Annotated in this window: 18 protein-coding genes, 1 pseudogene and 1 riboswitch; of the genes and pseudogenes, 12 read left to right on the top strand and 7 right to left on the bottom strand. The window is 70.3% G+C overall.

Annotated features, from left to right (window positions below; all coding sequences use genetic code 11):
• Positions 1-53: 53 nt before the first annotated feature.
• From ACZ4NB_RS08750 to ACZ4NB_RS08740, 3 genes are all read left to right on the top strand, one after another.
• Positions 54-1154 carry a cation diffusion facilitator family transporter gene (locus tag ACZ4NB_RS08750; RefSeq protein WP_467659447.1) on the top strand — a complete coding sequence of 367 codons (1101 nt, stop codon included), beginning with the start codon at positions 54-56 and terminating at the stop codon, positions 1152-1154.
• Between the two features lie 107 nt (positions 1155-1261).
• Positions 1262-1417, top strand: a complete 156-nt coding sequence (locus ACZ4NB_RS08745; RefSeq protein WP_467659445.1) for a DUF6131 family protein — start codon at positions 1262-1264, stop codon at positions 1415-1417.
• Positions 1418-1503: 86 nt separating this feature from the next.
• The gene (locus ACZ4NB_RS08740; protein WP_467659443.1) at positions 1504-1701 is read left to right on the top strand and encodes a hypothetical protein; all 198 of its coding nucleotides are present in this window, start codon (positions 1504-1506) and stop codon (positions 1699-1701) included.
• A gap of 139 nt (positions 1702-1840) precedes the next feature.
• Here ACZ4NB_RS08740 and ACZ4NB_RS08735 read toward each other — a convergent pair whose 3' ends face one another.
• Positions 1841-2908, bottom strand: coding sequence for a LacI family DNA-binding transcriptional regulator (locus tag ACZ4NB_RS08735; RefSeq protein ID WP_467659441.1), 1068 nt, complete (start codon positions 2906-2908; stop codon positions 1841-1843).
• A gap of 437 nt (positions 2909-3345) precedes the next feature.
• Between ACZ4NB_RS08735 and ACZ4NB_RS08730 the strand changes: the two genes are divergently transcribed.
• Genes ACZ4NB_RS08730 through ACZ4NB_RS08715 form a run of 4 tightly spaced genes read left to right on the top strand, consistent with a single transcriptional unit; the run spans position 3346 to position 8212 of the window.
• A complete protein-coding gene (locus ACZ4NB_RS08730) occupies positions 3346-4650 on the top strand; it encodes an ABC transporter substrate-binding protein (RefSeq protein ID WP_467659439.1) in 1305 nt (434 codons plus the stop codon).
• Positions 4651-4667: 17 nt separating this feature from the next.
• The gene (locus ACZ4NB_RS08725; RefSeq protein WP_467659437.1) at positions 4668-5684 is read left to right on the top strand and encodes a carbohydrate ABC transporter permease; all 1017 of its coding nucleotides are present in this window, start codon (positions 4668-4670) and stop codon (positions 5682-5684) included.
• Positions 5681-6514, top strand: a complete 834-nt coding sequence (locus ACZ4NB_RS08720; RefSeq protein WP_467659435.1) for a carbohydrate ABC transporter permease — start codon at positions 5681-5683, stop codon at positions 6512-6514. Before ACZ4NB_RS08725 ends, ACZ4NB_RS08720 begins: the two co-directional genes overlap by 4 nt.
• A 57-nt stretch (positions 6515-6571) precedes the next feature.
• Positions 6572-8212 (top strand): glycoside hydrolase family 13 protein, encoded by a 1641-nt coding sequence (locus tag ACZ4NB_RS08715; RefSeq protein ID WP_467659433.1) that lies wholly within the window; start codon positions 6572-6574, stop codon positions 8210-8212.
• Between the two features lie 454 nt (positions 8213-8666).
• Here the strand turns inward: ACZ4NB_RS08715 and metE are convergent, their stop codons facing one another.
• From metE to aceA, 4 genes are all read right to left on the bottom strand, one after another.
• Entirely contained in the window at positions 8667-10976 is a 2310-nt protein-coding gene (metE, locus tag ACZ4NB_RS08710) for a 5-methyltetrahydropteroyltriglutamate--homocysteine S-methyltransferase (RefSeq protein ID WP_467659432.1), read from the bottom strand.
• A 165-nt stretch (positions 10977-11141) separates the two neighbouring features.
• Positions 11142-11363: riboswitch (cobalamin riboswitch) on the bottom strand.
• Between the two features lie 194 nt (positions 11364-11557).
• Complete coding sequence (locus ACZ4NB_RS08705) at positions 11558-12427, bottom strand: 3-hydroxybutyryl-CoA dehydrogenase (protein WP_467659430.1); 870 nt, start codon at positions 12425-12427, stop codon at positions 11558-11560.
• Positions 12424-14022, bottom strand: coding sequence for a malate synthase A (aceB, locus tag ACZ4NB_RS08700; protein WP_467659429.1), 1599 nt, complete (start codon positions 14020-14022; stop codon positions 12424-12426). The genes ACZ4NB_RS08705 and aceB overlap by 4 nt, the downstream gene beginning before the upstream one ends.
• Before the next feature lie 102 nt (positions 14023-14124).
• On the bottom strand, positions 14125-15408 hold the full coding sequence (gene aceA, locus ACZ4NB_RS08695; protein ID WP_467659427.1) for an isocitrate lyase: 1284 nt from the start codon (positions 15406-15408) through the stop codon (positions 14125-14127).
• Between the two features lie 504 nt (positions 15409-15912).
• Here aceA and ACZ4NB_RS08690 point away from each other — a divergent pair.
• A pseudogene (locus tag ACZ4NB_RS08690) lies at positions 15913-16263 on the top strand (DUF817 family protein); the annotation flags it as partial.
• Here the strand turns inward: ACZ4NB_RS08690 and ACZ4NB_RS08685 are convergent.
• Positions 16214-16699 (bottom strand): nitroreductase family deazaflavin-dependent oxidoreductase, encoded by a 486-nt coding sequence (locus tag ACZ4NB_RS08685; protein WP_467659425.1) that lies wholly within the window; start codon positions 16697-16699, stop codon positions 16214-16216. The pseudogene ACZ4NB_RS08690 and the gene ACZ4NB_RS08685 sit on opposite strands and share 50 nt — an antisense overlap.
• Before the next feature lie 491 nt (positions 16700-17190).
• Between ACZ4NB_RS08685 and ACZ4NB_RS08680 the strand changes: the two genes are divergently transcribed.
• Complete coding sequence (locus ACZ4NB_RS08680; RefSeq protein ID WP_467659423.1) at positions 17191-17748, top strand: DinB family protein; 558 nt, start codon at positions 17191-17193, stop codon at positions 17746-17748.
• An 84-nt stretch (positions 17749-17832) separates the two neighbouring features.
• On the opposite strand, the gene ACZ4NB_RS08675 is transcribed toward ACZ4NB_RS08680, so the two are convergent.
• The gene (locus ACZ4NB_RS08675) at positions 17833-18366 is read right to left on the bottom strand and encodes a nucleoside-triphosphatase (RefSeq protein WP_467659421.1); all 534 of its coding nucleotides are present in this window, start codon (positions 18364-18366) and stop codon (positions 17833-17835) included.
• Positions 18367-18488: 122 nt separating this feature from the next.
• Between ACZ4NB_RS08675 and ACZ4NB_RS08670 the strand changes: the two genes are divergently transcribed.
• The 3 genes from ACZ4NB_RS08670 to ACZ4NB_RS08660 all read left to right on the top strand — a co-directional run bounded on the left by ACZ4NB_RS08670 (position 18489) and on the right by ACZ4NB_RS08660 (position 22235).
• On the top strand, positions 18489-18941 hold the full coding sequence (locus ACZ4NB_RS08670; protein WP_467659419.1) for a YbhB/YbcL family Raf kinase inhibitor-like protein: 453 nt from the start codon (positions 18489-18491) through the stop codon (positions 18939-18941).
• 213 nt (positions 18942-19154) lie between these two features.
• Positions 19155-19454 (top strand): hypothetical protein, encoded by a 300-nt coding sequence (locus ACZ4NB_RS08665; RefSeq protein WP_467659417.1) that lies wholly within the window; start codon positions 19155-19157, stop codon positions 19452-19454.
• A 393-nt stretch (positions 19455-19847) separates the two neighbouring features.
• Positions 19848-22235, top strand: coding sequence for a zinc metalloprotease (locus tag ACZ4NB_RS08660; protein WP_467659415.1), 2388 nt, complete (start codon positions 19848-19850; stop codon positions 22233-22235).

The following is a 22235-nucleotide window of genomic DNA, read 5'->3' as shown; positions in this document are numbered from 1 at the left end:
CGCCGGTGCATACGCTCACGTGGGCTATCCGATCGATCACCGGGAGGCGACGCTTGACGGACGACGGGCAGGAACTCCGCCGGGGTGAGCAGGAACTCCGCCGAGGTGAGCGGAAACCCCACAAGGGCGAGACGGACGCCAAGACCGCGGTCACGGTATGTGTGGCCCTCGGCGCCAACCTCGTCATTTCCCTGGCCAAGCTGATCGGCGGGATCTTCGCGGCTTCCCCCGCACTGCTCTCGGAGGCGGCGCATTCTCTCGCCGACAGCCTCAACGAACTGTTTCTGCTCGCCTCGCTCAAGCGCAGCACACGGGCTCCGGACACCAAGCACCCTTTCGGCTACGGGAAAGAGCGGTACTTCTGGTCGCTGCTCGCCGCCGTCGGCATTTTCGTCATGGGCGGCTGCTTCTCCTTCTTCCAGGGCATCGAGGCGCTGCGCTCGGACCGTACGGAGAGCCATGCGGGCTATGTGGCCGGGCTCATCGTGCTCACCGTCGCACTGATCGCCGAAGGAGCCTCCCTCGTCCGCGCCCTGGTGCAGGTGCACGGTCAGGCTCGGGCCACCGGCCGCAGCACGCTGGGCATGATCCGGGCGGGCGACGATCCCGCACTGCGCACGGTGCTGGCCGAGGACTCCACCGCCTGCATCGGCGTGCTGGTGGCCATGGCCGGCATGGGCCTGCACCTGCTCACCGGGGACGTGGGCTGGGAGGCCGGCGCATCGATGATCATCGGGGTGCTGCTGATGTTCGTCGCCTACCGGCTTGCCGAGGAGTCACGCGGCGCGATCATCGGCGAGGCCGCCGACCCGGCCCTGCGCCAGGCGATGCAGGAGTTCCTCGACCAACAGCCGGAGATCGACACCGTGACCGGGCTGCAGAGCATGCGGCTGGGCCCCCGCTCGACGCTGGTCGCGGCCCGGATCGACCTGGTCGGCGGGCTGGACAGCGAAGAGGTCGAGGAGGTGCTGGTGCGGGTCAAGCAGGAAATGCGGGAGAAATGGCCGACCGCCCACCAGATCTTCCTCGATGTCACCGAGGCTTCCGCAAAAGACCGGGAAAGAGCCCGACACGAGCGCCGAAAGCTCGATGAGACCGTGACCTCCCAGCAGGAACGGCACGAACCGAATCGTGCACCGGACGACAGCCCTTAGCTCACCGCAGTGCGGGCGAGCCCGGCCGGCGTCGATCCGCCAGCATTTGCCGTTATCAAAGGCCGGGACCAATCTGAAAGAAGACGTATACGAGATCGGAGAGCACTGTGATCGTTCTCGGAGTCATCTTGCTGATCATCGGCTTCCTGACCGGCATCGCCATCCTGTGGACCATCGGGCTCGTACTGCTCGTCATCGGCGCGGTGCTGTGGATTCTCGGCTCGATAGGACACGCGGTCGGAGGTCGACGACATTACTGGTAGCGGCCTCACCAGTTCGGCTCGGTGACGAGCGGCCCCAGGCGTCCGTAGCCCTGAGCCCACGACGTGCGCTCCACCGAAGGGCTCGGGTGGACCCGCCCAGCGCCGGCGAGGGTCCCCTCGCCGGCTACGCCCGCGCCACCAGCAGCGTGGTCCGCGCCGTCACCGCCAGCCGCATCGGCCGCGTCGCCTTCCGCACCCTCCAGGTGATCCTCCCGCTCGACCACCCCATCCTCACCGCCGCCACGGAGTACGAGCAGCGCGGTGTCGTCCGGCGAAGCTCCTGATCGCCCTCGCAGGGGCCTCTTCGCTGAACTCGGCTTAGTGCAGCGGCAGTTTGCGGGCACGCACCACGCCGACGTGCGCAGGGGTTCGTTGGCCAGTCCGGCCCGCGCTGCCGTCACCGGTATCCGGCGAAGCCGGGTGTCAAGCCCCGGCCTCTCCCATGCCGTCACCCGTCTCCCCGCCGGCATCCGGCAGCGGGACCGTGCTGCCCCGGGGGATCAGGCGGGTCGGCAGGATGATGTGCTGCGCCGGGTCGGCCTCGGGGTCGTTGACGAGGGAGCAGGCCAGTTCGCCGGCGGCGCGACCGATGTCCTCGGGGGACTGGGCGATCGTGGTGAGGTCGGACCATTCGGCGATCGGGTGGTCGTCGAAGCCGAGGACGGAGAGGCGTTCCGGTACGGCGATACGTGACTTGCGCAGCGTCCAGATGACGGAGGCGGCGAGCTCGTCCTGCTCGGCGAAGAGCGCCGTGGGAGCGTCCCGCAGGCTGAGCAGCTCGCCGACCGCTTCCGCGATGCTGCGCTTGTCGGCGACGGGGGCGGCGACCACCAGAGCGTCGTCCAGGGGGACGCCTGCCTCGGTGAGCGCCTGCTGGTAGCCGACGAGGCGTTCGTTGGAGCTGAAGGCGAAGCCGCTGGCGCCGATCGTCTGGAAGAAGGCGATACGGCGGTGCCCGAGATTGAGCAGATGCTGGGTGCCGCGGCGGGCGCCCTCCACATCGTCGACGTACACGCTCGGGCAGCCCTCGGCGTGCTGGCTGACGTAGATCACCGGCATCTGGAGGTCGTCCAGCCGCGCGGTCTCCTCCTCGGTGAGGTCGAAGGAGAAGACCAGCAGTGCGTCGGCGTTCCGGCGGGCCGGGAGTCGCTCGAAGAAGTCGGCGCGCTCGGTCATGTCCGGGGTGACGTAGACGAGCAGGTCCATGCCGGCCGCTCGCAGCTGCGGCCCGAGGGTGGAGACCGCCGAGCCGATGAACCAGGAGTTGAGCGTGGGCGTGAGGACCGCGACCACGCCGGTCTTGCCGGTGACGAGACTGGCGGCCTGCCGGGAGACCGCGAAGTTCAGCTCGCGGGCGGCCCGCTCGACGCGCGCGCGGACTTCGGGGGAGACCGTCGACAGACCGCGCAGCGTGCGCGAGACGGTGGAGGCGGAGACCCCGGCCCGCTCGGCGACGTCGGCCATCGTGGGGTGCCGTTGAGCTGGAGGCATGAGCGGACGGTAGCACAGCGAGCACAGGTGTACGGCGAGGCAATGACAGCGCTGTCATTGCGGTGTGCGGCGGTATCCGTGGGCGTCGTGCCCAGGGAAAGCTGCAGAGTGCATGCGAATGGCCCGTGCATTACCGCGACGTAACGCATTGACTTCCCCTGGGTGGACTCCTAGCGTGAAAGCGCTGTCACAGAAGAGTCGAAGTAACTCGTTCGGAGCGAACCTCTGACGCTTTGACCTGCGATTTCATCATGGCTGATGAGGGAGGCAGCGCAGTCACGACGCATCTGCCGTGCTTTTATGTCCCTCTCTCGCCTTCCCGTCACATTTCCCTCGATGTCGCCCGGCCGCCCTTCCGCCGCCGTGGTGACCGGCTCGTCGCTCCGTACCGCTCGACCAGGAGAGACGTGCCGTACCGCTCGACCAGGAGAGACAGAGTGAAGACCAGGACCACCAGAGCGCTGAGCGCGGGCGCGGCTCTCGCCGGGCTGGCGTCCGTCGCGGCGTGCGGCGGCAGCGGTGCCGTCACCGCGGCGGGCGGCAGGCCCTCCTTCGAAGGGCGCGGCCCCATCACCTACGTCGCCGGCAAGGACGCCAGCGGTGTCATCCAGTCCGTGCTCGACCGCTGGAACAAGCTGCACCCGAAGGAGAAGGTCACCTTCATCCAGCTGCCGACGGACCCCGACGCCCAGCGTCAGCAGATGATCCAGAACGCGCAGACGAAGTCCGATGCCTACACGGTGCTGTCCCTCGACGCCGTGTGGACCTCGGAGTTCGCCGCGCACCGCTGGGTCGACCGGCTGCCGGAGAACCGCTTCCCGCTGCGGCAGATGCTGAAGCCGATCGTCGAGACCGGCGAGTACCGCGGTGGCCTGTACGCCGTCCCGATGAGTTCGGACGGCGGGATGCTCTACTACCGCACCGATCTGCTCAAGAAGGCCGGTATCGCCAAGCCGCCGGCCACCTGGTCGCAGCTGAAGGCGGACTGCGCCAAGGTGAAGACGCTGCCCGAGGCGAAGGGCATGTCGTGTTACGCCGGGCAGTTCCAGAAGTACGAGGGCCTGACGGTCAACTTCGCCGAGGCGGTGAACTCCGCCGGCGGCATCGTCACCGATCCCCAGGGCCGACCGCACGTGGACAGCCCGCAGGCGAAGAAGGGCCTGGACTTCCTGGTCGACTCCTTCCGGGACGGCACGATCCCCAAGGACGCCCTCACCTACCAGGAGGAGGACGGCCGCCGCGCCTTCCAGGCCGGGAAGCTGGTCTTCCTGAGGAACTGGCCGTACATGTACTCCCTGACGTCCAAGAAGGACGGCTCCAGCAAGGTCGCCGACACGTTCGCCGCCGCGCCGCTGCCCGGCCTCGACGGCCCCGGCACCTCCAGCCTCGGCGGCCACAACCTGGCCCTGTCGGCCTCGGCGGAGAACAAGGCCACCGCGATCGACTTCATGAGGTTCTTCGCCGGCCAGGAGATCCAGCGGTTCACGCTGTCCCGCGCACCGGGAGCGCCGACCTACCACGCGCTCTACGACGATCCGAAGCTGATCAAGCAGTACCCGTACCTCCCCACCCTCAAGAAGTCGGTCCTGCGCGCCGTGCCGAGGCCCCGGGTGTTCCAGTACGGCGATGTCACCGCGGCGGTCCAGCGGGAGGGCTATGCCGCCCTGACCGGCGCCAAGAGCAGCGCACAGGCGTTGACGGACCTCCAGCGGACCCTTCGGCAACAGCCCGCGAGCGACTGAGGAACGAGGAGTACGCCATGGCGACCACACACACCACGGCAGCGCCCCGGGCCCCGCTGTCCGTACCGGCCAGACCCCCGGGACGACGACGCAAGGCGACCTCCGGTTCCGGACGGCTCGCGGCTCTGCTGATCTCCCCGACCCTGCTGGTACTGACGATCGTGGTCCTCTACCCCACGATCGTGGCCCTCAAGGACTCGCTGTTCGGCACCCCCGGACTCGACCCGAAGACCGGATTCGTCCGGGACGCCGATCCGTTCGTGGGAGTCGAGAACTACACCGCGATCTTCGGGGAGGCGGGCGCCCGGTTCTGGAACGCGTTCTGGAACACCACCTTCCTCACCGTCACCACCGTCGCGCTGGAAGCCGTCATCGGAGTGGCGATGGCGCTGGTCATGCACCGCGCGTTCCAGGGCCGGGCGCTGGTCCGGGCCAGCATCCTGGTGCCGTGGGCGGTACCCACCGCCGTCAGCGGTCTGCTGTGGCGGTGGATCTTCAACAGCGACGGCATCGCCAACGCCGTCACCGGCCGGCATGTGCTGTGGACGACCGAGGGCTTCCACGCCAAGGTCGCGGTCATCATCGCCGACGTATGGAAGACCGCGCCGTTCATCGGGCTGCTCGTACTGGCCGGCCTCCAGGTGATCGACAAAGCGGTCTACGAGGCGGCCAGGCTCGACGGGGCGAGTGCGCTCCGCCAGTTCTGGCACCTCACCCTGCCCCTGGTGAAGCCCGCCCTGCTGGTGGCCGTGCTCTTCCGGACGCTGGACGCACTGCGCATGTTCGACCTGCCGTACCTCCTCATCGGCGCCCAGAAGACCTCCGTGGAGACGCTGTCGATGCTCGCCCAGGACCAGGCGGCGAACGTACGGTTCGGACCCGCCGCGGCCTATGCGGTGATCCTCTTCGTCTATGTCTTCCTGATCGCGCTGGCCTTCGTCCGGCTGCTCGGCGCCAATGTCGTCGGGGACGACGACGCGGCCCCCAAGCGCGGTCTGCGGCGCCTGCGCCGCCGTACGGAGGTGGCGGCATGACGTACTCGCCGAACTGGCGCAAGTGGCTGCTGTACGCGGGAGTCGCCCTGGTCGTGGCCTACTGCCTCGCACCGTTCTACTGGATGCTGGTCTCCAGCCTCCGGCGCACGTCGGACATCTTCGACAACTCGCTGATCCCCACCCGGTTCTCGTTCGAGAACTACCTCGCGGTCCTCGACCCCTCCCAGTCCTTCACCCGTGCCCTGCTCAACAGCATCGTCGTGGCCGGCATCACCACCGTCCTGGCCCTGGTCCTCGCCACCTTCACCGCCTATGCGATGGCGCGGCTGGAGTTCCGGCTCAAGCGGCTGGTGCTCACCCTGATCATTGCCACCTCGATGTTCCCGGTGGTGTCGATCGTGGTCCCGCTGCTGAAGATGTTCGTCGACTTCGGCTGGATCAACAGCTACCAGGCGATGATCGTGCCCAGCATGTCCTTCACCCTGCCGCTCGCGGTGTGGAACCTCACCGCGTTCTTCCGGCAGATGCCCGACGAACTGGAGCATGCGGCCATGGTCGACGGCTGCACCCGCGGCCAGGCCTTCCGCAAGGTCATCATCCCGCTGGCCGCGCCCGGCATCTTCACCACCGCGATCATCACCTTCATCGCCTCCTGGAACGAGTTCCTGATCGCCCTGTCGATGACGAACAAGGCCGAGATGCAGACCGCACCCGTGGCGATCTCCAAGTTCTCCGGGGCCACCCAGTTCGAGACGCCGTTCGGCAGCCAGATGGCGGCCGGGGTCCTCGTCACCATCCCGCTCGTGATCATGGTGCTGATCTTCCAGCGCCGGATCGTCGCCGGCCTGACCGCCGGCGCGGCGAAGTAGCCCGCCCGCCCTCCGTACCGCTCACCGCACACTCTTCCCCAAGGAGGACGCCCGACCATGCCCAGCACCGCACCCTGGTGGCGCAGCGCCGTCATCTACCAGGTCTACATCCGCAGCTTCGCCGACGGGAACGGCGACGGGATCGGTGACATCGCAGGCATCCGCTCACGCCTTCCCTACCTCAAGTCCCTCGGCATCGACGCCATGTGGATCAACCCGTGGTACAAGTCGCCGATGGCCGACCACGGATACGACGTGGCGGACTTCCGGGAGATCGACCCGCTGTTCGGCAACGTCGCGGAGGCCGAGGCGCTCATCGAGGAGGCGCATCGGCACGGCATCCGCGTCATCCCCGACATCGTGCCCAACCACACCTCCGACCAGCACGCATGGTTCCAGGCCGCGCTGGCCGCCGGGCCCGGAAGCCCCGAGCGCGAGCGCTATGTCTTCCGCGACGGGCGCGGCCCCGACGGCGCCGAACCGCCCAACGACTGGACGTCCTGCTTCGGCGGCCCGGCCTGGAAGCGGCTGCCCGACGGACAGTGGTACCTGCATCTGTTCGCCCCCGAGCAGCCGGACCTCAACTGGAAGAACCCGGAAGTACGCGCCGAGTTCGAGGACATCCTGCGGTTCTGGTTCACCCGGGGCGTCGACGGCTTCCGCATCGACGTGGCGCACGGCCTGATCAAGCACCCCGAACTCCCCGACCTGCCGGTCCCCCCGGACCCGGACTCCCCAGAGGCCCAGGCCCCGGTCGACCACCCGCACTGGGACCGCGACGAGGTCCATGAGATCTACCGCTCGTGGCGCCGGGTGGCCGACGAGTTCCCCGGCGACCGCAAGTTCGTCGCCGAGGCATGGGCCCCCAACCCCGAGCGGCTCGCCCGCTACGTACGGCGCGACGGCCTGCACACCGCCTTCAACTTCGACTTCCTGATGACCAGTTGGGACCCCAAGGCGCTGCGCGAGGTCATCGACAGCTCGCTCGCCAGCCTCGGCGCCGTCGGCGCCCCCGCCACCTGGGTGCTCTCCAACCACGATGTCGTACGCCACCCCAGCCGCTACGGGCGCAAGGTGGTCAGGAAGTGGACCGCCAATGTGCCCTACCGGCCCGAAGGCCCACTCGACCTCCCACTCGGCATCCGGCGCGCCCGCGCCGCCGCCCTGCTGATGCTCGCCCTGCCCGGTGGCGCATACGTCTACCAGGGCGAGGAACTGGGCCTGCCGGAGGTCGAGAACCTGCCCGAGGACGTCCTCCAGGACCCCATCTGGGAACGCTCCGGAAACACCGACCCCGGCCGTGACGGGTGCCGGGTGCCGATCCCGTGGTCCGGGCAGGAGGCGCCGTTCGGCTTCAGCCCCGACGACGCCACCGGCGCGCCCTGGCTGCCCCAGCCGGCGGACTGGCACGCCCTCAGCGTCGAGGCGCAGACCGGCGACGAGACCTCCATGCTGGAGCTCTACCGCCGCGCCCTCCATCTGCGCCGGGACCACGCCGCCCTCGGCGACTCCGCTCTGACCTGGCTGGACACTCCACCCGGAGTACTCGCCTTCACCCGCGAACCGGGCTTCGCCTGCGTCGTCAACCTCTCCGCCGACCCCTACCCCCTCCCGGAACACGACGCGGTGGTCCTGGCGAGCGGACACATCGAGGACGGCCGCCTGGGGACGGACGAGGCGGTCTGGTTGGCGCGGTGACGGGGTGACGGGGTAGCGACGCCGACCGCGCCATCGCGCCGTGGTGTGCGGTGCGACCGGTCCCGACCGTGGCGGCCCCCACGGTCGGGACCGGTCGGTCAGCGCAGTCCGCCGGCGTCGCCTCGCGCCCGCGCTGCCTGCTGTTCCGCCTCCTCCCTGGCGGCCCTGCGCCTGCGAGCAGCCATGCTCAAATAGCCCACCAGGGCGATCAGCGCTCCCGTGATGGCGGCAGAAACCAGCTTGTGCAAGAGATCATCCACAGGGTCCCCGTTCACTTGCTCGGTACGCATACGACGTAAGCGCGCGACCGATCGTTCGACACGTTGTGCGCCCACTGTCGCGGGGAGCGCTGAAATGCCGATGAAATACAGGTGATCGCGGGGCTCGCCCGGCCCGTGCCGCGTCCGCGGGCGGTGCCGGCGTTCCTTGGCGCCGGCCCCGCCCGCATCGCGTACTACAGCTCCGCGCGCACCGTCCGCGCGGCCGCGACGAGGTTCTCCAGAGCTGCCCGGGTCTCGGGCCAGCCCCGGGTCTTCAGACCGCAGTCCGGATTCACCCACAGGCGCTCGGCGGGGATCGCCTGCAGGCCGGTGCGCAGCAGTTCGGCGGCCTCCTCCGGGCCCGGCACACGCGGCGAGTGGATGTCGTACACGCCGGGCCCGGCCTCGCGCGGATAGCCGTGGGCGGCCAGTTCGCGGGCGACCTGCATATGGGAGCGGGCGGCCTCCAGGCTGATGACGTCCGCGTCGAGGTCGTCGATGGCCTGGACGATGTCGCCGAACTCGGCGTAGCACATGTGGGTGTGGATCTGGGTGTCCGGTCGGACGCCGCTGGTGGTGATCCGGAACGCCTCCGTGGCCCAGGCCAGGTAGGCGGGGCGGTCGGCGGTGCGCAGCGGCAGGGTCTCGCGCAGGGCCGGCTCGTCCACCTGGATGACGGAGGTGCCGGCCGCTTCCAGGTCGGCCACCTCGTCGCGCAGGGCGAGGGCGACCTGGCGGGCGGTGTCGCCCAGGGGCTGGTCGTCGCGGACGAAGGACCAGGCGAGCATGGTGACCGGGCCGGTGAGCATGCCCTTGACCGGGCGGTCGGTGAGCGACTGGGCGTAGGACGTCCAGCGCACGGTCATCGGCTCGGGGCGGGAGATGTCGCCGGCCAGGATCGGCGGGCGGACATAGCGGGTGCCGTAGGACTGGACCCAGCCGTGCCGCGTGGCGAGGTAGCCGGTGAGCTGCTCGGCGAAGTACTGGACCATGTCGTTGCGTTCGGCCTCGCCGTGGACGAGGACGTCCAGACCGGCCTTCTCCTGGAAGGAGAGCACCTCCTGGATCTCGGCCTTGATCCGCTCCTCGTACCCGGCCGTGTCGATCCGGCCCGCGCGCAGATCGGCCCGCGCGGTGCGCAGCTCACCGGTCTGCGGGAAGGAGCCGATGGTCGTGGTCGGCAGCAGCGGCAGGCGGAGGTGGGCGCGTTGGGCCGTGGTCCGTTCGGCGTAGGGCTGGGAGCGGCGGGCGTCGCTCTCGCCGATCGCGCCGGTACGGGCGCGGACGGCCGGGTCGTGGGTGATGGGGGAGTCGGCCCGGGAAGCCAGGGCGGCCCGGGTCGCGGCCAGTTGGGCGGTGATGGCGCCGGTGCCGTGGGTCAGGCCCTTGGCGAGGGTGACGATCTCGGCCGTCTTCTGCCGGGCGAAGGCCAGCCAGCGCAGGACCTGCGGGGCGATGTCCCGCTCGGCCGACGCGTCGAGCGGGACGTGCAGCAGGGAGCAGGAGGCCGACACATCGACCCGGTCGGCCAGGCCGAGGAGGGTGCCGAGCGTGGCGAGGGACTTCTCCAGGTCGTTGGCCCAGATGTTGCGGCCGTTGACGACGCCGGCGACCAGCCGTTTGCCCGGCAGTCCGCCGACGGCCGCGAGGGCCTCCAGGTTGCCGGCGGCGGCCTCGGTGAAGTCCAGCGCGAGTCCCTCGACCGGGGCCTTGGCCAGCACGGGCAGCGCGTCGCCCAGCCGGTCGAAGTAGGAGGCGACGAGCAGCTTGGGCCGGTCGGCCAGCGCGCCGAGCTCGCGGTAGGCGCGGGCGGCGGTGCTGAGGTCGGCCGGTGTGCGGTCCTGGACGAGAGCGGGTTCGTCCAGCTGCACCCATTCGGCGCCGGCCGCGCGCAGGTCGGCAAGGACCTCGGCGTACACGGGCAGCAGGCGGTCCAGGAGGGTCAGCGGGTCGAAGTCGGCGACCACGCCGGGCGCGGGCTTGGCCAGCAGCAGATAGGTGACGGGACCGACCAGCACGGGCCGGGCCGTCAGCCCCAGCGCCAGGGCCTCCTTCAGCTCGGTGACCTGCTTGGCGGAGTCGGCGGTGAACACCGTGTCGGGCCCCAACTCGGGCACCAGATAGTGGTAGTTGGTGTCGAACCACTTGGTCATCTCCAGCGGTGCGACATCCTGCGTGCCCCGCGCCATGGCGAAGTAGCCGTCGAGCGGATCGGCCGCGACGGCGTCCCGGTGGCGGTAGGGGATCGCCCCGACCATGACGGTGGTGTCCAGGACGTGGTCGTAGTACGAGAAGTCGCCGGTCGGGACCTCGTCGAGGCCCGCCCCGGCCAGCTGCTGCCAGGCGGTGCGGCGCAGTTCGGCGGCGGTGGCGCGGAGGGCGTCGGCGGTGACGCGGCCCTTCCAGTAGCCCTCGATCGACTTCTTCAGTTCCCGGTCCGGGCCCTGGCGCGGGTAGCCGTACACGGTGGCCCGCGCTGCCGCGGCTGCGGACTTGGTGTTCACGGAGATCTCCTTCGCGAGATGAATCCCTGAGATCCCGGCGACGGGACGAAGGCGCGAAGGGGTAGCGAACCGTGCGAGACGACCTCGCGCGGTAAGGCGCGGTCATCCGCCTGGTATGTACGCCGACCCGCCCACGAGGTCACCGGGATATCCGGGTGCGAGTCGTCCGCACCCGGGCAGATGGCAGGTCTTCGGACTCGCGGGCACGTCCTCGCGGGGGAGGACATCTAATGGCCGTCGCTTCCCAGGCCCTCTCGTCGGACCCAGTGCGTATGACGGCGGTCGTTCCCGCTCACCGCTGCGGGGCAGTCCCGGATTCCCACCGGGTTCCCTCTTGCGACGCATCCCGCCTGGCGGACGGGGCGAACCAGCTGCACGGGTCAGCCTAAGGGCCGTCGAGCGATGCGGTACGTCCAGGTCCACCATTCGGAAGGTGAGGTGAGCCACGCGAGCGACAGGTGTGAAGCGCGACGAGGGCGGGAAACGCCGCACATGCGTCTCCCGCCCTCCCTTGTGAGCAGCCGCCGGGTCCCTCGGCCGGCGGCGCGGTCCGGGCCCCTCAGCCCGGCCGGACCAGATCCTCAGCTCTGGTCGTACTGGTGGAACCCCCGGCCGGTCTTGCGGCCCAGCAGCTCCGCCTCGACCATCCGCTGGAGCAGCGGGGGCGGGGCGTAGAGGGGTTCCTTGAACTCGTCGTAGAGCGATTCGGCGATCGAGGCGACGGTGTCCAGCCCGATCAGGTCCGCGAGCCTGAGCGGCCCCATGGGGTGGGCGCAGCCCAGCTCCATGCCGGTGTCGATGTCCGCGGCGGTGGCGAAGCCCGACTCCGCCATGCGGATCGCCGCGAGCAGATAGGGGACGAGCAGGGCGTTGACGACGAAGCCGGCCCGGTCCTGGGAGCGCACGACCGTCTTGCCCAAGGTGCCGGTGGCGAAGTCCGCCACGACGGCGACCGTTTCCGGTGCCGTGTGCAGGGACGTGACGATCTCCACCAGCGGCAGCACCGGGACCGGGTTGAAGAAGTGCAGTCCCACGACCCGGTCTGCGCGGTTGGTGGCCATGCCCAGGCGCATGACGGGGAGGGAGGAGGTGTTGGTCGCCAGCACCGCCCCGGGATCCTCGACGATCTTGTCGAGTGCGGCGAACACCTCCGTCTTGGCCTCCGCGTTCTCCACGACGGCCTCGACGACGAGCTGCCGGTCCGCCAGGTCCTCCAGGCTGCCGGTGAAGAGCAGCCGGTCCAGGGCCTGCTGGGCGGCGACCGGCGCCAGCTTCCCCCGCCGCACGGCGCGGTCGAGCGAGGCGGCCACCCGCTCCCGCGCGGCACGGGCGGCCGTGGCGTCGGCCTCGCAGACCACGGTGTCGAGACCGGCCCGCGCGCACACCTCGGCGATGCCCGCGCCCATCTGACCGCCGCCGACCACCCCGACGCGCTGGATGCCCGCGCTCATGACCGCGGCTCCGCGTTCCGCACGAGGTGGCGGGCGTAGGCGTCCGGGGTGAAGAAGCTCGGCAACTCCCGTGCCAGCGCGGTCCGTTCGAAGAGCGCGCGCACCTCTTCGAGAGGCGCCCACGGGTACTCGGCACCGAGCGCGGCGAGTTCCTCGTCGAGCAGCCGCCGGACCGTCTCCCGGTCCACGACCCGGTGGCGCAGCCACTGCCAGATCTGCACACGGGCGATCTCGGCGGTGGCGGCGTCCTCCATCAGGCCGTACAGGGCGACCGCCCCCTGGCCGCTCAGCCAGGCGGCGAAGTAGCGCAGGGCCACCGCGACGTTGGCGCGCACCCCCTCCGCCGTGGGCGGGCCGCTGATCCGGCGCACCGAGAGCAGGTCCGAGGCGCTCACCGCCACATCGTCGCGGGAACGGTCGATCTGCTGCGGCCGCTCGCCGAGCACGTCGTCGAACACCTCGCGGCACAGTGGCACCAGCCCGGGATGGGCCACCCCGGAGCCGTCGAAGCCGTCCTCGGCCTCGCGCTCCTTGTCCAGCCGGACCTTGGCCAGCGCCGCCTCGTTGGCGGCCGGATCCCTGCTCGGCACCTGCGCGGCCATGCCTCCGATCGCATGGGCGCCCCGCCGGTGACAGGTGCGCACCAGCAGTTCGGTGTACGCCCGCATGAAGGGCGCGGTCATCGTCACCTTCGCCCGGTCCGGCAGCAGGAAGCCGGTGCGGTGTCCCAAGGTCTTGATCAGGCTGAACAGGTAGTCCCAGCGGCCGGCGTTGAGGCCGGAGCTGTGCTCGCGCAGCTCGTAGAGGATCTCCTCCATCTCGAAGGCGGCGGTGATCGTCTCGATGAGCACGGTGGCGCGGATCGTGCCGCGGGGTATGCCGAGCAGCTCCTGGGCCAGGACGAACACATCGTTCCACAGCCGGGCCTCGTAGCGGTTCTCCAGCTTCGGCAGGGAGAAGTACGGGCCGTGCCCGGCGTCGATCTGGCGCTGCGCGCAGTGGAAGAAGTACAGGCCGAAGTCGACGAGCGCGGCGGGCAGCGGTCCGCCGGCGAACTCCAGGTGCCCCTCGTCGAGGTGCCAGCCGCGCGGTCGGACGACGATGGTGGCGAGCCGGTCGCGGTCGGAGAGCCGGTACTCCTTGCCGTCGTCACTGGTGAAGTCGATGCGCCGGTCGATGGCGTCGCGCAGGTTCAGCTGCCCGCCGATGACGTTGTCCCAGGTGGGGGCGGTGGCATCCGCGAAGTCGGCCATCCACACCCGGGCGCCGGAGTTGAGCGCGTTGACCGTCATCCGCCGGTCCGGCGGGCCGGTGATCTCGACGCGGCGGTCGGTCAGGCCCGGAGCGGACGCGGCGACACGCCACGACGGATCGGCCCGCACGGCGGCGGTGACCAGCGGGAAGTCGAGCGGGGAGCCGGCGGCCAGGCGCAGGGCCTGTCGGCGGCGTTCCTTCAGCAGGTCCCGCCGGCGCTCGCCGAAGGCGGCGGCCAGGTGCCCGAGGAAGTCCAGGGCGGCGGGCGTGAGGATCTCGTCGTGACGGTCGCCCGGGGCGCCGAGGACGCGGACACGGTGGGCGAGGGCGCTGGTGGTCATCGGGTTCTCCTGCGGGAGGGAGCGGAGCGGGGGTCGGACGGGACGGTCGTCCGACCCCCGCTCAGGAGGGGACGGACCGGACCGACGCCCGGAAGGGGCGGCCTAGTGGAACTGCTCCTCCTCCGTGGAGCCGGTCAGGGCCGTGGTGGAGGAGGCGGGGTTGACGGCGGTGGAGACCAGGTCGAAGTAGCCCGTGCCGACCTCGCGCTGGTGCCTGACCGCGGTGAAGCCCTCCGCCTGCGCGGCGAACTCCCGCTCCTGCAGGTCGACATACGCGGTCATACCGTGTTCGGCGTAGCCGCGCGCCAGGTCGAACATGCCGTGGTTGAGGGAGTGGAAGCCGGCCAGGGTGATGAACTGGAAGCGGTAGCCCATCGCGCCCAGCTCCCGCTGGAACTTGGCGATCTGGTCGTCGTCGAGAGCGGCCTTCCAGTTGAACGACGGCGAGCAGTTGTAGGCCAGCATCTGGTCCGGGTGCTCGGCGTGGATCGCCTCGGCGAACGCACGGGCCTGCGCCAGGTCCGGGGTGCCGGTCTCCACCCAGATGAGGTCGGCGTACGGGGCGTAGGCCAGGCCGCGGGCGATGACCGGCGCCATGCCGTTGCGGACCCGGTAGAAGCCCTCCGCCGTGCGCTCGCCGGTGACGAACTCGGCGTCGCGCTCGTCGACGTCGCTGGTCAGCAGGTTGGCCGCCAGGGCGTCGGTGCGGGCGACGATGAAGGTCGGCACATCGGCGATGTCGGCCGCGAGCCGGGCGGCGTTGAGGGTGCGGATGTGCTGCGAGGTCGGCACCAGCACCTTCCCGCCGAGGTGGCCGCACTTCTTCTCGGAGGCCAGCTGGTCCTCGTAGTGGATACCGGCCGCACCGGCCGCGATCATCGCCTTGGTCAGCTCGAAGGCGTTCAGGGGTCCGCCGAACCCGGCCTCGGCGTCGGCGACGATCGGCGCCAGCCAGTCGGTGGTGTCACCGTCGCCCTCGGCGGTGGCGATCTGGTCGGCGCGCAGCAGCGCGTTGTTGATCCGCCGGACCACCTGGGGCACGGAGTTGGCGGGGTACAGGCTCTGGTCCGGGTAGGTGTGGCCGGCCTGGTTGGCGTCGGCGGCGACCTGCCAGCCGGACAGGTAGATGGCCTGGAGGCCGGCCTTGACCTGCTGGACGGCCTGGCCGCCGGTCAGCGCGCCGAGCGCGTGGAGGTAGTCCTGTTCGTGCAGCTGCCGCCACAGCCGCTCGGCGCCGCGCCGGGCCAGGGTGTGCTCCTCGCGGACGCTGCCGGACAGCCGGATCACGTCGTCGGCGCTGTAGGTGCGCTCGATGCCCTGCCACCGGGGGTCGGCGGCCCAGCGCCGCGCGAGTTCCTCGGCCGCCTGCGTCCTCGCCTCTGTCATGACTGTCACCGTCTCCTCGGTTTGTCTCGTCTGCCAATCTCCGGCCTGCATCAATGGAGATGGCACTGTGTGTCTTATGGCTGGGATGCGGCCCGCCGTCACGCCATGGGGCGGAGGTGGGCAACGCTGCCGTAACGCGACCCCGCCGGCGCCGGGATCTCCGACGTCAGGGCGTGAATCGCGCCCCGGATCCGAGCGGTGGCCGCCGGTGTCCGGCGGGCCGCACCGATGACTCTGGCACTGGCACTCAGTGCCATCAATCGTGGACGCCTGCCAACTTCTGCGAATCTTCCGGCCGCCGTTTGCCAATCTTGCGAAGGTTGCACGGAGGTACGGGGCGGTGCGCGGGGGCTCGACAGCGCCGCCGGCATCACCACGGCCTCTGCAACCACCACAGCCCCTGGAACCACCACGGCCACGAATCTCGTCTCTCTGGCCGTGACCGCGATCGTCGCCCCCCTGCCGCAGCTGTTCCTGTTCGCCCGGCTGCAGACCCGCTGCGCGACCGCGTCAGTCGCCGCGGCCGTCTACGTGAACTTCTTCAGCCACCACTGGCTGCCCGATATGCGCTGGCCACTCGCCGCGCTGCTGGTCGCCGTCACGGCCGGTACGTCGGTGGGATTCCGCGTGGGGACCGCGCGCTACCGCATGCCGCTGGCGCTGTCCTTCGCGCTCATCGGCTTCTTCCTGTGGCTGGCCGAGAACATCGCCACCTACCTGGGCGCCTGGCGCTACCCCTACCAGCTCCATGGCTGGCAACCGGTCTCCCTCGACAAGTTCGGCGCCTGGTCGCTGCTGATCAGCGTCACCGTCGTGGTCGTGGCAGCCACCCGGCGGCGACGCGACCCCGGGTAGTGGGAGTGGTCTCCAGCCGCACAAAGGGAAGGGACGACCCGACGCTGCGGAGGTCCGCGTCGCCGCCGTCCACGTCGAACCCCATCAGGGCGCAGAGGCGACGGGCGAGCCGCGGGTGTGCGGCGGCGTAGCGCACCATGATGTCGCCGCCGTCCTCAGGGGGAAGAAAGCGCGCGGTCGCGGCGTAGCGGAGGTTGCCGAACTGGACCATGACGCGCGGGGAGTGCCGCAGGTTCTGGTACCAGGCCGCGGTCGGCCCGAAGCCGGAGGCCACCGTCCAGGCGAGTCGGTCACCGTCGCGTTCGTAGGCGATCACCTCCAGCACGACCCGGCGATGGAGTCCGGTGAGGTGGCCGGTGTGGTGCAACAGGAGCAGCCGCTTGCCGAAGAGCGGACCGAATCCCGCCTGGTAGAGGCGGATGGGTAAGCGCGCCACGAAGCCCCTTCCACTGGTGGGGAGTTGCGGGCGCCCTTGCGTCGAGAACTGGTACGACATGGTCGCCTTCCGGGTTGGGAGGCCACGGTGTCTCGACCTCGTCGCGGGAAACGAGGTGGCACGGGTGGGCCTTGAGCTGACACGCGTGACCGTCCGCCTGACCGTTCGTCAGTGCAACGTTTGCAGAGTCTAAGTGTCGGTGGGCTGCACCAGCGGTAGGCGACTCTGGAGTGTCGAAGCGGTCCTCTCGGGCGCCGACGCGGACGCCGGGGCCGCCGGGCCACCGCCGGACCGCGCCCGGAGCCGGGCAGCTTGCCGGCGGTCGCCGTCTTGGCCGTCACATCGATCTGCGAGATTGCGCTCGCCTCCGATGAGATGTAGGTCAGCATCCGACCTACATGGTCACTAGCTTGGATGGTGCGTCACGGAGCAGACCAGCCCAAGGCCACCAGGCTCAAGGCCAACACCCACACCTACACAAGGCGGAGACCATGACTGTCACCGAGTCGACCACCCGGATTTCGGCCCGCACGTCGGCAGCCACCGGCGAGCGCGCGGACCTGTTGGCGATGCTGGCCAAGCAGCGGCACATGCTGCGCTTCACCACCCGCGACCTCACCGATGAGCAGGTGGGGCTGCGTACCACGGCCAGTGAGCTGTGCCTGGGCGGGCTGATCAAGCACGTCACCTCGGTGGAGCGGAGCTGGGTCGAGTTCATCGTGGACGGCCCCGGCTCGATGGGTGACTTCACCGCCATGACCGAGGCCGACTGGGCGCGGCGGGCCGACGAGTTCCGGATGCTGCCGGGGGAGACGTTGGCGGGGGTGCTGGACGGCTACTCCGAAGTGGCGCGCCGGACCGACGAACTGGTCGCCACCCTGTCCGATCTGGGCGCCACCCAGCCGCTGCCCAAGGCGCCATGGTTCGAGTCCGATGAGCGCTGGTCGGCCCGCCGTGTGCTGATGCACATCATCTCCGAGACCGCCCAGCACTCGGGCCACGCCGACATCATCCGCGAGAGCCTGGACGGCGCCAAGAGCATGGGCTGACCGTGCACGGCGGACGGGCGTCGGGGGAGGGAGCGGTGGAGCCACGGCTGTGCGGTGGTGCGCTGGTGATGGTCCGTGAGGTCGTCACCGACGCTCCATCCGGGCTGCCAGATCAGCGGGGAGGGCGTCCCGGTTCGCCCGGGTCACCTGGATGAGTTCGATGTCGGCGCGCCGCTTGAGCACGTCGGTGAACGGGTCGCTCTTCGCATGGACCGTGGCGACGATGTCGACGTCGGACGCGAACAGGCGCCGGACCGTGTCCTGGAACTCGGTGCACGCCAGCTCCATCCGCCCGAGCTCGTCGATCAGCACCAGCTCCCCGGGATCCGGATGCGCCGCCGCCGACCTGAGCGCAGGCAGCGCGAGCCGCTCCATGACGCCCAGGTCCACGCCGTACCGGCCCACCCGCGGTGGCCCCGGAAAGCCGATATCGGCGAGCACCGCGCGCGGACCGCCCGCCAGCGCTTCCAGCGCGAAACCGGTCCGGGTGGCGCCCTGCCGGATCTCCTCCGTGGTGAAGCCGACGACCCTACGGGTACGCAGGAGCGCGGCGAACCGGCGGACAACGGTCGTCTTGCCCGATCCGGGCCGTCCCTCCAGCAGGATTCTCGTCGGCATCCGGTGCTCCCTGTAGGTCGGTCTTACGGTTCCCGGCTCCGTCGGCCGGCGTGCTCCGCCAATCGGGGGTTCTGCCCGCCTGGGCCGGTCCCGACCGGTCCGCTTCGGGTATAGCCGCGCGCATGACCGGAATTCAGCTGACGAGCGGCACGTTCGCCGACCATGCAGAGATCCCTCGACGCCACACCGGGGAGGGCGATGACGTCTCGCCCTCGCTGACCTGGTCGTCCGCGCCGGACGGTACGGCGGAGCTGGTCCTGCTCTGCGAGGATCCCGATGCTCCGGGTGGGGCGTTTCTGCACTGGCTGGTCACCGGTATCGACCCGCGGAGTTCCGGTGTGGCGGAGGGGGAGCCGCCTCCCGGCGGTCGGGAGTGGCCCAATGGATTCGGCCGGGTGGGCTGGGGCGGTCCGATGCCTCCGCCGGGGCACGGGACACATCGCTATTTCTTCCGGCTGTGGGCCGTGTCGGAGTCGCTGCCCTTGCAGGGAAGGCCGACGGTCGATGCGGTGCATCGCGCCGTGAAGGGAAGGGAGTTGGCCGGCGGAACGCTGATGGGCACCTACCAGCACTGACCGTTGCCGTGCAGCCGCTGAGGACTCCGCGGCCTGCGCAGTGGCGGCGTGCGCAGTATGGGCGCGGCATAGGGGTCCGAGGCCCTGCGGAGCCGCGTTGCGGCCGGTCGCCGGGTGACTGAGAATCGCTGTGCGGACACGACCTAGGGGTGTCTGTCCGATCTCCGTGGCCTGGACCTGGGCAGCACGTCGGCGAGGGAGTGCGCCAGTGCCATGAACGTACTGAAGATCGCGTTGGAGGAAGGCTTCAGCGGGCAGCACGTCACGGTCTCGGTGGACGGGGCGGTCGTGCTGGACGAGACCGAAGTGCGTACCCGGCTGCAGATCGGCCTGGCCAGGTCCGTGGAGGTCGAGGTGCCGGACGGGCGGCATGCGGTCGAGGTCCGGGTCGAGGGAGTTCCGCCGCTGCGCACCGAGGTCGACGCGGCCGACATCAGGTCGGTACGGATCAGCCTCACCGCCGAGGGCAGTCCCGTCGCGGTCACCAGCCGTGAGCGCCCTCGCTATCTCTGAGGTTTCCGCATAGTTGCCTGCTGGACGATTCCGACGGTCGCTTCCGGGCCGCGGCCGGGCCGGCCCTCGGGTGAAGGACGGTGCCGGACTTGGCCGGTTGCACCCGGCACCCGGCGGGTTTTCACTGGCAGTAGAGGCGGTCGAAACGTCGCGGCGGCGGCCTCCTCGTACGGCCTGGGCTCCATGTGCGGATCCTCGGGCCACAGGACCAAGACCGACTGAAGCCGGACGCCGACGGTTCGGCCCTCGTGCCCCGGCGACGGCCCGGCCTCACCACCTTCATCCGCCAGGGCGCGATGTGCCCGGCAGGCCGACTCACCGGGTTTCCCGTCGCCGGGACTCATCCCGCCCTGCCCCACCACGTCCCGGCCACGTCCGGGTCCAGGAGGCGGCATGACCACGCAAGAATCCGGCTCGCGGAGCGAGTTCGACACACTCGTCCGTGCCGTAGTGGACGAAATCGCACACCGTACCGGAGGTGACCTAGGCGTCAGGCCCCAGATGAGCCAGGACGTCGGACAGGCCCGCGCCCAGGGCCAGCGCAGCGGCGTCTATCGCCGTACCGAGCAGCCGATTTCCCATCTGATGGAACGGGGCGGTGCCCAGGCCATGCCAATGCCGGGCGCGGGCCCGTCCGGTGAGGCACAGTCGGCCGCCGCGCCCATGGCCTCACCCGCGGCCGTACCGGACACCGGCCCGACCGCCGAGCAGTGGACCACGGCCGGTCAGACATCGGCCGAGACCGTCCGGTCCCGGGCCGCCGCAGGCGCCTTCGAGGAGCTGCGGGTGGACGTGGACGGGCCGGCGCCCACCATGACCGTTTCCGGTACCGTCTGGCGGCTTCCCACGGGCGGGCTCACCTGGCTCGCCGAAGTCGTCAAGCAAGCCGACGGCTCGCTCGTCGGCCCCATCAGCTACCGCAACGGCAACGCTTCGCTGCGCCCCGGCACCAGCATCCGGGTGCAGCTCACCGGCTCACCACCGCTCCAGCCCTTCGGCGCCGTGGTGACCTTTATGAAGCCGGGCGCAGCGGACGAGGTGGTCGGCTACACCCAGGCGACCCCGCACTTCCGCGAGGTCGGGATCGAGTACGACCGGGTCGAGGACGCCGTGCAGATCGACGCCTACTCGCTGCACGACCACCCGGTGCGGCCGCCGGACCTCCCCGACATCACGCTCACCGTGGAGGACGCCTTCACCCGCCAGGGCATTCAGGTCACCCGTAACGGCGGCAGCAATGTGATTCCGCTGTCGACCGCGGTCAACGGCCGCTGGTCCGACATCGAGATGCACGACGCCATGCAGCAGCACTGGTCCCAATGGCAGCCCGGCCCCACCGGTGAGGGCATCGCCCAGTGGCAGATATGGACGCTCTTCGCCGGGTTGCACGACGAGGGGAAGGACCTCGGCGGCATCATGTTCGACGACATCGGCGCCGCGCAACGGCAAGGCTGCGCGATCTTCTCGAAATCCTTCATCTCCGATCGCCCGCCGAACGACCCCGCGCCCGAGGCATACGTTCGCAGGATGGGCTTCTGGACCGCCGTGCACGAGATCGGTCACACCTTCAACCTCGCGCACGCCTGGCAGAAGTCGCTCGGCACCCCATGGATGCCGCTGGTCGACGAGCCCGAGGGCCGTAGCTTCATGAACTACCCGTTCCTGGTGACCGGCGGACCGCAGGCGTTCTTCTCGGACTTCCGCTACTTCTTCTCCGAGGACGAACTGCGCTTCCTGCGGCACGCCCCGGAGCGGTTCGTGGAGCAGGGCAACATCCCGTGGTTCGACCACCACGGCTTCGAACAGGCCCGGCGCGGCGCGTCCGACGGGGCGCTCCAGCTCACCCTGCGGGTCAACCGCGACCCCGACCGGCAGGGGGCGTACCGCTTCGCCATGCTGGAGCCGGTGATCGGCGAGCTGAAGCTGACCAACACCTCGACCGTCCCCACGATGGTGGACCGCAACACGCTGGTCGGCGACAACCTCAGCGTCTTCGTCCGGCGCGAGGACGGCACCGAGGCCAGCGTCGTCCAGCCGTATCTGCGCTACTGCAAGCAGCCCGCGCCCGTGATGGTGCAGCCCGGGGAGTCGCTGTACGAGCAGGTGGTGCTGTCCTTCGGAGTCGGCGGCTGGAAGATCGCGGAACCGGGCGCGTACCAGGTCTACGCGGCACTGCGAACGGCTCCTGAGAGTGCGTCCGCCGCATCCGCAGCCCCGACCGGCCAGGTCCTGGCCGCCCCGCTCCCCATCCGGGTGGAGCGCCCGGCCAGCCGTGAACAGGAGCGGCTCGCGGACGACGTCTGCACCGACACCGTCGGACGCGTCCTGGCGCTGGGCGGCAGCCGCGTGATGGACGACGCCAACGACGTACTGCGCGACGTCACCGACCGGATCCCCGACGAACTGGTCGCCAAACACGCCGCCGCATGCCTGAGCACGGCCGCCACCATCCCCGGCAAGGTCATGGCGGACGGCGGAAACGGCGCGCGACGCATCGAGGCGCGGGAAACGGACGCGGACGCCGGCATGCAGCTGGCCCGGCACGCGTACGAGGACCTCGACACCGCGGCCGAGACCTTCGGCCATATCCGGCTGACCCGCAACGTCGAGGCCATCGCGGTCGCGCTGGACGAACAGGACAAGCGTGAGCCCGCCACCCAGCTGCTCGGCAGACTCGCCCAGACCCTCCAGGACCGCCAGGTCAAACCGCGGGTCGTGGAGCGGGTGCAGCAGCTGGAGCAGCGGATCGCCGGCAGCGACGGCTCGGGCCGGCGGACCTGA

It is taken from the genome of Streptomyces sp. NPDC026575 (genome assembly GCF_055567415.1).
Note: the sequence above shows the minus strand (reverse complement) of the source record. Positions and strands in the feature narration are given on the sequence as shown.